The organism is Micromonospora inaquosa, from assembly GCF_003857055.1.
Classification (GTDB): Bacteria; Actinomycetota; Actinomycetes; order Mycobacteriales; family Micromonosporaceae; genus Micromonospora; species Micromonospora inaquosa.
The window spans coordinates 1-9,748 of sequence record NZ_QGSZ01000105.1 but is presented as its reverse complement, the minus strand read 5'-3'; the positions used below and the strand labels follow the sequence as shown (position 1 = coordinate 9,748).

Genomic DNA, 9,748 nt, shown 5'->3' with positions numbered 1-9,748 from the left:
GTGCCGTACCTGCTGGGGGTGGCGCCCGCCGCCCGTCCAGCCGCCCGTCGGCGTGCGCCACCCCCAGCAGGTACGGCACCGACCAGGCAGCCAGCACGGTGACCGGGGGCAGGTCGGTGCCGGCCGGTAGCAGGCGGACGGCCAGGTCGACCGCGGCGACCATGACCACCGCCGGTGTTCCGCAACGCGCCACCCCCCACCGGCGTACGGCGGCGCGCAGCGGGCCGGTCGCCGCGACCAGGATCACCAGCGGTAGCAGGAACCACAGCGGGCTGACCGCGAGCCGCAGCGCGACAGCGAGCGTGTCGTCGGAGGTGCCGACGACGGTGGCGGCGAGCAGCACGGCGGCGCCCACGCCGAGCAGCGCCACAGCCGGCAGCAGCAGCCGGCGCAGCCGACCGGCCAGCCAACGGCCCGTACCGTCCGGGTGGCGGGCCAGCGACCGGGCCGAGCCGAACCCGGCGGTGAAGAAGAACAACCCGAGCGTCTGCAACACCCAGGTCATCGGGGCCAGGCCGGGCAGGGCGGTCAGCGGACTGGCCTGGTGCAGCCCACCGTCGCAGGTCAGCACCAAGCCGGTGACCAGCCAGTGCCCCAGCACCACCCCGCCGATGGCGTACGCCCGTAGCGCGTCGACGGCACGGTCCCGGCTCACCGCGCGTCCCCGATCCGGTCGACGTCGACGCTGCCCAGCACGATCGCCCCCACCGCGACCAGCGCGGCGCTGCCCGGCGCGAGGTAGCCGTCGTGCCCCGCCACCCCGCCCACCGGCAGGGGGCGGGCGCCGAACGCCGGGTCGCCGGGTCGCCGGCCGAAGCCCAGGCCGGGAAGCCGCACCGGCGGGACCCGACGGATCCAGTCGGTCGGCGCCTCGGCCGCCCAGAACCGTCGCCCGCCGGGCAGGTCGTCGGCGCGCTGCACGCCAGCGCCGACCCCGCCGAGGCTGACCACGTCGGTGACCTGGGACGGGGCGTCCGCCGCCGCCAGTGCCACCACCAGCGCCCCGTAGCTGTGCCCGACCAGCGTGATCGTCGCCGCCGGACGCCGCCCGGCCAGCTCCCGCAGCAGCGTGGCCAGCCCGGCCGCGCCGCGCCGGGCGCTGACGCCACCGGCGGCGGTCAACACCCCGTCGGGCGGGTCGTAGCCGAGCCAGGCCAGCACCGCGACCCGCGCCGCCGGGTCGGTCGCCCGCAGCTCTCGGTAGAGCTGCCCAGCCTGCACCGCCGGCGCTCGCCGGGCCACCCCGCCCAACCCCCTGTCGAAGTCGGCGAGGGTGCTGCCGACCCCGGGGACCAGCACCGCGATCCGGTCCGCCGTGGCGAGGTCGCCGAGCACCTCGACCGCCCGGCCGTCACCGCGCGCGTCGAACAGCAGGAACCGGCGTCCGTCGGCCGCCCAGTCCGCGTACGGGGGGCCGGCCGCGCGCATCGCCGCCGCCATCACGGGGTACGCCTCGACGAACCCCGCCGCCGTGGCCGGACCGGGTCGGGTCGGCAGGACCAGGTTCACGCCGAGCAGCGCGGCCATCGCCAGCCGGCTGGCACCTCGTCGTCGCATCACGTTCTCCCTCCGGAATGTCGTCCGGAGGGAGAGTGCGCCCAGAGGTGGGGCCCGGTCGTCGTGCCGGAGAGCCGTTCGGAGACTGGCTCCACGGGGCTACTCGCCGGCGGACACCAGGCCCGTCTCGTACGCCAGCACCACGGCCTGGGCCCGATCGCGCAGACCCAGCTTGGCCAGGATCCGCCCGACGTGCGTCTTCACGGTCTGCTCGGCCACCACCAGGTCACCCGCGATCTCCGCGTTGTTGCGGCCCCGGGCGATCAACCGGAGCACCTCGGTTTCGCGTGGAGTGAGCCCGGCCAGGTCGGTGGGGCGGGGGCGGCGGCGGTCCGGGCGGGCCGCGAACTCGGCGATCAGCCGGCGGGTGACCGCCGGGGCGAGCAGCGCGTCCCCGGCCGCCACCACCCGAACCGCCTGCACCAGATCGGCCGCCGGGGCGTCCTTGAGCAGGAAGCCGCTGGCCCCGGCGCGCAGCGCCTCGTACACGTAGTCGTCCAGGTCGAAGGTGGTGAGGATGAGCACCCGGGGTCGCTGCGCCGACCGGTCACCGAGCAGCTTGCGGGTGGCCTCCAGCCCGTCCATCACCGGCATCCGCACGTCCATCAGCACCACGTCCGGGTCGAGGTGGCGTGCGGCGGCCACGGCCTGCGCCCCGTCCGCGGCGTCACCCACCACCAGCAGATCCGGTTGGGCGGCGAGCAGCGCGCCGAAACCCTGCCGGACCATCGCCTGGTCGTCGGCGATCAGCACCCGGATCATCGGTCCCCGCCCTCCGCGTCGTACGGCAACTCGGCCGCCACCGCGTAACCCCCGTCGGGCAGCGGCCCGGCGGTGAACGTACCGCCCAGCGAGGTGGCCCGCTCCCGCATGCCGGTCAGCCCGTGCCCGGAGCCGCCGTCGGCGGTCGGTCGGACGTCGGTAGGGGAGTTTTCGACGCGTACCCCCAGGTTGGACGGACCGACGCGGACGGTGACGCGCACCGCGGCGCCGGCCGCGTGGCGGGCCGCGTTGGCCAGGCCCTCCTGCACGATGCGGTACGCGGCCAGCCCGACCGGCGCGGGCACCCGGTCGTCCTCCACCGGCTCGGCGTCCAGGGTCACCGGCAGCCCGGCCCGGCGAGCCGCGTCCACCATCGCGCCCAGGTCGGTGAGGTCCGGCTGCGGCGCGGTCTGCGGCCCGCTCGTCTCGCTGCGCAGCACCCCCAGCAGTCGCCGCATGTCGGTGAGCGCGTCGCGGGCCGACGCGGCGATGGCGACGAACTCCGCGGCTGCCGGGGCCGGCACGTCAGTCAGCCGGTACGGGGCGGTCTCCGCCTGTACCGCGATCAGCGACATGTGGTGGGCCACCACATCGTGCAGCTCCCGGGCGATCCGGGTGCGTTCCTCCAGCACCCCGCGGCGTTCCTGCTCGCGTTCGCTCAGCTCGGCCTGCGCCGCGAGGGCGTGCCGGGACACCCGGTTGCGGCGGATCAGGTCGCCGACGATCGACAGCGCGCCGACCAGCAGGAGGACGGGGACCCGGTTGTCGGGATGGACCAGGGTGAGCACCGGCACCGTGCTGATCAGCACGACCCAGGCCAGCACCGGCCGGTCGACCCGTGCGACGACCACCGCCAGCACCGCGATCGACCCGAGTGTCAGCGGCGGGGTCCACGGCCAGGCCTGGTCGGCGGGGGCGTTGAATGTGCAGATCAGCAGGGCCAGCACCGTCAACCGCCAGGCCAGCAGCGGACGCCGGGGCAGCGCCAGCAGCGGCGCCACGGTCATCGCCGCGAACAGCACGGCGACCGGCGTCGGCAGGCCCCACTCGCTCTCCACGGTCAGCGTGATCAGGAAGAGGCCGAGGGCGGCGAGCAGGCCGACCGGGGCGGCGTAGCGGGCCGGCCCGGGCCACCGGGCCAGCAGCGGTCGTTCGACCGGGGCGTCCGGGCCCAGCAGGGTCTGCCGCAGGCCCCGCAGGGCCACGGCGATCGGTTGCCGGTTCACCACCCGGAGGCTACGGGCCGACCCCGCCACCAGGCGTGCCACCAGGGGTTGATCCCGGTGTGATACCCCAGTGTGACGCGACTCCCGTTAGCGCTTACCTGCCGGTAACGCCTAGGCTCCGACGCGTCCGTGCTGACCATTCGCAAGGGGGAACAGTGGCCCGTACCGTGCTGGTGACCGGGGGCAACCGGGGGATCGGCCTGGCCATCGCGCAGGCCTTCGCCAAGCAGGGCGACCGGGTGGCGGTCACCCACCGCAGCGGCGAGGCACCCGACGGGTTGTTCGGCGTACGCGCCGACGTCACCGACGCCGCCTCGATCGACGCCGCGTTCGCCGCCGTCGAGGCCGAGCTGGGGCCGGTCGAGGTGCTGGTCGCCAACGCCGGCATGACCGCCGACACGCTGCTGCTGCGCATGTCCGAGGAGCAGTTCACCGATGTGGTGGACACCAACCTCACCGGCGCGTTCCGGGTCGCGAAGCGTGCCTCCGGCAAGATGCTCCGCGCCAAGTGGGGCCGCATGATCTTCATCTCCTCGGTGGTCGGCCTCGCCGGAGGTGCCGGGCAGGTCAACTACGCCGCCAGCAAGGCCGGCCTCGTCGGCGTCGCCCGCTCGATCACCCGGGAGCTGGGCAGCCGCAACATCACCGCGAACGTGGTGGCGCCCGGCTTCATCGACACCGACATGACCGCCGGCCTCTCCGACGACCGCAAGGCGGAGATCCTCAAGTCCATCCCGGCCGGTCGGATGGCCAGCCCGGACGAGGTCGCCGCCGTGGTCACCTGGCTGGCCTCCGACAGCGCCGGGTACGTCTCCGGCGCCGTCATCCCGGTCGACGGCGGCCTCGGCATGGGCCACTAACCCTTTTGACTACGGAGGAAATCTGCGATGTCCGGACTGCTCGCCGGTAAGCGGCTGCTCGTCACCGGTGTCATCACCGACGCCTCGATCGCCTTCTCGGTGGCGAAGCTCGCTCAGGAGAATGGCGCGCAGGTCGTGCTCACCGGCTACGGCCGGCTCTCCCTGGTCGAGCGGATCGCCAAGCGGCTGCCCGAGCCGGCGCCGGTGATCGAGGTGGACGTCACCAACACCGAGCACCTGGCCGGCCTCGCCGACCGGGTACGCGAGCACGTCGACGGCCTCGACGGTGTGGTGCACTCGATCGGCTTCGCCCCGCAGAGCTGCCTCGGCGGCGGCTTCCTCGACGCGCCCTGGGAGGACGTGGCGACCGCCCTGCACGTCTCCACCTTCTCGTACAAGTCGCTCGCCATGGCGGCGCTGCCGTTGATGTCGCCCGGCGGCGCGGTGGTCGGCCTGACCTTCGACGCGACGAAGGCGTGGCCGGTCTACGACTGGATGGGCGTGGCCAAGGCCGGCCTGGAGTCCGCGTCCCGCTACCTGGCGTTGCACCTGGGCAAGCAGGGCATCCGCAGCAACCTGGTGGCCGCCGGGCCGCTGCGTACCATCGCCGCGAAGTCGATCCCCGGCTTCGACCAGTTCGAGGAGGCCTGGGCCGGGCGGGCCCCGCTGGGCTGGAGCCTCACCGACCAGGAGCCCGCCGCGCGGGCCTGCCTGGCGTTGCTCTCCGACTGGTTCCCGGCCACCACCGGCGAGATCGTTCACGTCGACGGCGGCTATCACGCGATCGGTTCCTGACGCCGCACCGCGACGCTCCCTGACCGCCGGACGCGTGATCTGCGCGTCCGGATCAGGGGGCGTCGCCGGGACGTCCCGGCCGAGGGGCAAGAATGACCCCATGTCGTACGACGCGGTGGTCCTGGTGTCCTTCGGCGGGCCGGAACGGCCCGAGGACGTGATGCCGTTCCTGCAGAACGTGACCCGGGGCCGGGGTGTGCCACCCGAGCGGCTGGCCGAGGTCGCCGAGCACTACCAGCACTTCGGTGGGGTGTCCCCGATCAACCAGCAGTGTCGGGACCTGCTGGCCGCGGTCCGTGCCGACTTCGCCGCGCACGGCGTCGACCTGCCCATCTACTGGGGCAACCGCAACTGGGACCCGATGCTCGCCGACACCGTCAGCCAGATGCGCGACGACGGGGTGACCCGGGCGCTGGCCTTCGTCACCAGCGCGTACGGCGGTTACTCGTCGTGCCGGCAGTACCAGGAGGACATCGCCGCCGCCCGTGCCGCCGTCGGCCCGGACGCCCCGGTGATCGAGAAGCTGCGCCAGTTCTGGGACCACCCCGGTTTCGTCGAGCCGCACGTCGACGCGGTCCGGGCGGCCCTGGACCAGCTCGACCAGGCGTTGCGGGACACCACCCGGCTGGTCTTCACCGCCCACTCCATCCCCAGCTCGATGGCGGCCAACGCCGGCCCGCACGGCGGCCGGTACGAGGCGCAGCTGCACGAGACCGCCCGGCTCGTCGCCGCGGCCGCCGCACCCGACCTGGCGTACGACCTGGTCTGGCAGAGCCGCTCCGGCCCGCCGCAGGTGCCGTGGCTGGAACCGGACATCAACGACCACCTGGCCAGCCTCGCGCGGGGCGGCACCACCGGGGTGGTGGTCAGCCCGATCGGGTTCGTCTCCGATCACCTGGAGGTCGTGTGGGACCTGGACACCGAAGCGCTGGAGACGGCGAAGCAGCTCGGCCTGGATTTCGTCCGGGCCGCCACGCCGGGCACCGACCCGCGCTTCGTGACCATGGTGCGGGAGCTGGTCACCGAGCGGACCGACCCGGACGGCGCGCAGTTGCGCCGCCGCCTGGGCGAGCTGCCGATGTGGGACACCTGCCCCACCGTCTGTTGTGTGCCGACCCGTCGCCCCTGACCTCTGAGGATCAAAATGCATGACCGCAAGCCCGTGCAGAGTTGGCTGACCGACATGGACGGCGTGCTGGTGCACGAGGGTCAGCCGGTGCCCGGCGCGCCGGAGTTCATCAACCGGTTGCGCGCCTCCGGCAAGCCGTTCCTGGTGCTGACCAACAACTCGATCTACACCCCGCGTGACCTGACGGCCCGGCTCAGCCGGATGGGGCTGGACGTTCCGGAGGAGTCGATCTGGTCCTCCGCGCTGGCCACCGGCCAGTTCCTCGCCGACCAGCGGCCGGGTGGCACCGCGTACGTCATCGGTGAGGCCGGGCTGACCACGGCCCTGCACGCCGTCGGCTACGTGCTGACCGACTTCGCCCCCGACTACGTGGTGCTCGGTGAGACCCGCACGTACAGCTTCGAGGCGATCACCAAGGCCGTCCGCCTGATCAACGACGGCGCCCGGTTCATCTGCACCAACCCGGACGTGACCGGCCCGTCCATGGAGGGCGCGCTCCCCGCCGCCGGCTCGGTCGCCGCCATGATCTCCAAGGCGACCGGGGTGGAGCCGTACTTCGTCGGCAAGCCCAACCCGATGATGATGCGTTCGGCGCTCAACACCATCAATGCGCACTCGGAGAGCACCGCGATGATCGGTGACCGGATGGACACCGACATCCTGTGTGGCCTGGAGGCCGGGTTGGAGACCATCCTGGTGCTCACCGGGATCAGCAGCCGCACCGAGGCGGAGCGCTACCCGTACCGCCCGTCCCGGATCGTCAACTCGGTCGCGGACCTGCTCGACGAGGTCTGACCAACCCGATCACCGCCGCCGTGCCGGCGGCGGTGATCGGGCCGTCGGTGCTCGGCGCTGCGGTTGTCAGGGGCGCAGGGGGGCGTTGCAGGCGGCTACCAGCGCCTGCCGGCAGGCGGCGGTGAGGGGGCGAAGTGCCGCGTCCCGTTGCTGCGCCTCGTAGTTGTTGATCGCCCCGCCGGGCGCGGAGTGCCCGGCCAGCGCGAGCACCCGGTCGAGCACCGCGGCCCGGGCGAAGAGTCGACGGGCCCGCGGGTCGAAGCCCGGCGGCAGATCGGTGGCGCCGTCGGGGCGACGCAACGCGGCCAGCGCGCCGGCCAGCTCGGGCCGCCACTGGGCCACGTCGAGGCGGGTCAGCGCGGCGGTCGTCTCGGCCAGCGCGGCGGCCAGCTCGGCCTCCGCCTCGGCGGCGCCAGGCAACGAGAGCGACGCGGCGGGCGCGTTGGCGGGCAGCGGGTACACCCGCCACAGCACCGTCTCGAAGCAGTCCCCGGAGCCGGAGGTGTGCGAGCGGACCTCCGGGATCAACCCGAGCCCGCCGGCGACCACCGCCTCACCCGCGACCAGTGCCGCGCCGGCGAAGTCGCCGGGGCCGGGCAGACCCCGGGGGTCGCCGGGCGCGGGCAGCACCAGGCGGATCTCGTCGGGGGAGAGCTTGGCCAGGGTGGGCAGCGCGGCGCCCAGCGGGACGTCGGTCCAGGTGCCTGGGGCGTCCGCAACGAGGTGTTCCTCGTCGCCGGCGATGGCGTCGGCGACCTCGTCGTACGGCACCAGCCCGGCGCGCCACGCGCGCACCCAGGCAACGAACCGGCTCGACCGGCGCGGCGCGAGTGTGGCCGCGCTCGTTGCGGGGGTGGACATGCCGAAAGGGTACGTGGTCACGACCGGCCCTGTCTCGACTGCCGCTCTGGCCGCCCTGCGTGCCCCGAACTGCCCCCTTCGCCCGATCCCGCCGCCGGCGCGGTCCGGGTGGGGATCTCCTCTGAGCGCTAACGCAGCCGCAAGCCCGCGATGACCAGTTCGACCATGCGGCGCGCGTCGTAGTCGGGGCTGTCGGCGCCGATGCAGAGATTGCCGATGCCGTGCATCAGGACGAGGGGGTCGATGCCGGGAATGATCTCGCCCGCCGTGCTGGCGGCGTCGAGCAGTTCGGCGCAGACGGGGACGAGCCGGGCGAGGAAGTAGGCGTGCAGGGTTTGGAAGGCGGCGTCGTCGGACCGCATCGCCTCGGCCAGACCGTGCTTGGTGACCAGGAAGTCGACGAAGAGGTGGATCCAGTTCGCCAGGGCGGCGTGCGGTGTGGCGCTCTCCGCCAGGAGCACGGGGCCGGCTTCGGCGCATGCCTCGACCTGGTGTCGGTACACCGCGACGATCAGATCGGCCCGGGTCGGGAAGTGGCGGTAGATCGTCCCGACGCCGACGCCGGCCCTGGTGGCGATGTCGCGCACCGGCGCATTGACTCCGGAGGCGACGAATGCCGCGGCGGCCGCCTCCAGTAGCGCCGTCTCGTTGCGCCGCGAATCAGCCCGCTGCTTGCGCGGGGCGCCCGACTCGGTGCCGGTCACCGTTACCCCCGTCACATCCCTTGGAAAAACGGAACCGTGTTCCGTATGTTTTAGCGGAACCAAGTTCCACATATGCAGCATGCCAGAGCGGCAGGCCAACACCAAGTCACGCAGGAGCGACAATGCACGCAATGCCAGCGCCCACGCCGGTGGTCTCGGTCCACCCCATCACGGTGCCGACCCCGGATCGCGGCGACGATCTGCAGGTACGGGTCTCCGCACCCACGACCGGCCACGAACTGCCCGTCATCGTCCTCTCGCACGGCTTCGGCGGTTCGGCCACCATCTACGGTCCGCTGGTCGACTTCTGGGCCTCACACGGCTTCGTCGTCATCCAGCCCACCCACCTCGACTCACGCCGACTGAACCTTCCGCCCGACGACCCCCGCACCCCGCGGATCTGGCGCATTCGGGTGGACGACCTGAAGCGCAGCCTCGACCAGCTCGACCTGCTGGAGTCGTCCGTCCCCGGCCTCGCTGGACGCCTCGACCGCACCCGGATCGCCGTGGCCGGCCACTCCTGGGGCGCCCAGACGGCGAGCACCCTGCTGGGGGCCCGAGTCCTCGACGCCGACGGCAACCCCGGAGAGGACCTGTTCGACCCACGGATCAAGGCAGGCGTCCTGCTGGCCGTGACCGGCCAAGGTGGAAGCGATCTCTCGCCCTTCGCGGCCGAGCATTTTCCCTTCATGAGCCCGAGCTTCGCGGACATGAACACCCCGACCCTCGTGGTCGCGGGCGATCGGGACGACTCCCCGTTGTCGGTCCGTGGGCCGGACTGGTTCACCGACGCGTACCACCTGAGCCCGGGCAGCAAGAGCCTGCTCACGCTCTTCGGGGCGGAGCACACGCTCGGTGGCATCTCCGACTACGAAGCCAAGGAGACGACGGACGAAAGCCCCGAGCGGGTCGCGCTGATCCAGCGCCTCACCTGGGCCTACCTCCGGGACGCCCTCGGCCTCAAGGACTCCGTCTGGCCGGCACCGGTCGAGAGCAGCCTGGGCCGCCTCGAATCCACTCCATGATCGACGCTGTGGTGGCGTGTGGCTGGGGTGGGGC

At 73.1% G+C, this 9,748-nt stretch carries 11 protein-coding genes; 5 read left to right on the top strand and 6 right to left on the bottom strand.

Translation table 11 applies throughout. From position 1 onward, the window contains the following. The 4 genes from DLJ59_RS02290 to DLJ59_RS02275 form a co-directional block, all read right to left on the bottom strand. Positions 1 to 655: acyltransferase family protein (locus tag DLJ59_RS02290; protein ID WP_148096922.1), on the bottom strand; the 655-nt coding region annotated here is incomplete at its 3' end. Further along, positions 652 to 1,557 carry an alpha/beta hydrolase gene (locus DLJ59_RS02285; protein ID WP_124770859.1) on the bottom strand — a complete coding sequence of 302 codons (906 nt, stop codon included), beginning with the start codon at positions 1,555 to 1,557 and terminating at the stop codon, positions 652 to 654. The genes DLJ59_RS02285 and DLJ59_RS02290, both read right to left, overlap by 4 nt. A gap of 99 nt (positions 1,558 to 1,656) precedes the next feature. After that, positions 1,657 to 2,319, bottom strand: a complete 663-nt coding sequence (locus DLJ59_RS02280) for a response regulator (RefSeq protein ID WP_124770858.1) — start codon at positions 2,317 to 2,319, stop codon at positions 1,657 to 1,659. Further along, complete coding sequence (locus tag DLJ59_RS02275) at positions 2,316 to 3,545, bottom strand: sensor histidine kinase (RefSeq protein WP_124770857.1); 1,230 nt, start codon at positions 3,543 to 3,545, stop codon at positions 2,316 to 2,318. The genes DLJ59_RS02280 and DLJ59_RS02275 overlap by 4 nt, the downstream gene beginning before the upstream one ends. 155 nt (positions 3,546 to 3,700) lie before the next feature. Between DLJ59_RS02275 and fabG the strand changes: the two genes are divergently transcribed. The 4 genes from fabG (at position 3,701) to DLJ59_RS02255 (ending at position 7,124) form a co-directional block, all read left to right on the top strand. After that, the gene (gene fabG / locus DLJ59_RS02270) at positions 3,701 to 4,405 is read left to right on the top strand and encodes a 3-oxoacyl-ACP reductase FabG (protein ID WP_124770856.1); all 705 of its coding nucleotides are present in this window, start codon (positions 3,701 to 3,703) and stop codon (positions 4,403 to 4,405) included. A 27-nt stretch (positions 4,406 to 4,432) separates the two neighbouring features. Continuing rightward, positions 4,433 to 5,200, top strand: a complete 768-nt coding sequence (gene fabI, locus DLJ59_RS02265) for an enoyl-ACP reductase FabI (protein ID WP_124770855.1) — start codon at positions 4,433 to 4,435, stop codon at positions 5,198 to 5,200. Between the two features lie 100 nt (positions 5,201 to 5,300). Further along, the gene (locus DLJ59_RS02260) at positions 5,301 to 6,329 is read left to right on the top strand and encodes a ferrochelatase (protein ID WP_124770854.1); all 1,029 of its coding nucleotides are present in this window, start codon (positions 5,301 to 5,303) and stop codon (positions 6,327 to 6,329) included. Positions 6,330 to 6,344: 15 nt separating this feature from the next. Beyond that, entirely contained in the window at positions 6,345 to 7,124 is a 780-nt protein-coding gene (locus DLJ59_RS02255) for an HAD-IIA family hydrolase (RefSeq protein ID WP_124770853.1), read from the top strand. Between the two features lie 66 nt (positions 7,125 to 7,190). On the opposite strand, the gene DLJ59_RS02250 is transcribed toward DLJ59_RS02255, so the two are convergent. Together DLJ59_RS02250 and DLJ59_RS02245 are read right to left on the bottom strand one after the other, a co-directional pair. Next, the gene (locus DLJ59_RS02250) at positions 7,191 to 7,985 is read right to left on the bottom strand and encodes a hypothetical protein (RefSeq protein WP_124770852.1); all 795 of its coding nucleotides are present in this window, start codon (positions 7,983 to 7,985) and stop codon (positions 7,191 to 7,193) included. Between the two features lie 128 nt (positions 7,986 to 8,113). Further along, positions 8,114 to 8,689: a TetR/AcrR family transcriptional regulator gene (locus tag DLJ59_RS02245; RefSeq protein WP_244235794.1), complete on the bottom strand. Its 576-nt coding sequence runs from the start codon at positions 8,687 to 8,689 to the stop codon at positions 8,114 to 8,116. 122 nt (positions 8,690 to 8,811) lie between these two features. On the opposite strand from DLJ59_RS02245, the gene DLJ59_RS02240 reads away from it, so the two are divergent. Next, on the top strand, positions 8,812 to 9,714 hold the full coding sequence (locus DLJ59_RS02240) for an alpha/beta hydrolase family protein (RefSeq protein ID WP_124770851.1): 903 nt from the start codon (positions 8,812 to 8,814) through the stop codon (positions 9,712 to 9,714). Positions 9,715 to 9,748 lie beyond the last annotated feature (34 nt).

Excerpts from the sequence above, each read along its gene's own strand:
- DLJ59_RS02285 (WP_124770859.1), bottom strand. The coding sequence starts at position 1,557 with ATGCGACGACGAGGTGCCAGCCGGCTGGCGATGGCCGCGCTGCTCGGC.
- DLJ59_RS02280 (WP_124770858.1), bottom strand. The coding sequence starts at position 2,319 with ATGATCCGGGTGCTGATCGCCGACGACCAGGCGATGGTCCGGCAGGGT.
- fabI (WP_124770855.1), top strand. The coding sequence starts at position 4,433 with ATGTCCGGACTGCTCGCCGGTAAGCGGCTGCTCGTCACCGGTGTCATC.
- DLJ59_RS02260 (WP_124770854.1), top strand. The coding sequence starts at position 5,301 with ATGTCGTACGACGCGGTGGTCCTGGTGTCCTTCGGCGGGCCGGAACGG.
- DLJ59_RS02255 (WP_124770853.1), top strand. The coding sequence starts at position 6,345 with ATGCATGACCGCAAGCCCGTGCAGAGTTGGCTGACCGACATGGACGGC.
- DLJ59_RS02250 (WP_124770852.1), bottom strand. The coding sequence starts at position 7,985 with ATGTCCACCCCCGCAACGAGCGCGGCCACACTCGCGCCGCGCCGGTCG.
- DLJ59_RS02240 (WP_124770851.1), top strand. The coding sequence starts at position 8,812 with ATGCACGCAATGCCAGCGCCCACGCCGGTGGTCTCGGTCCACCCCATC.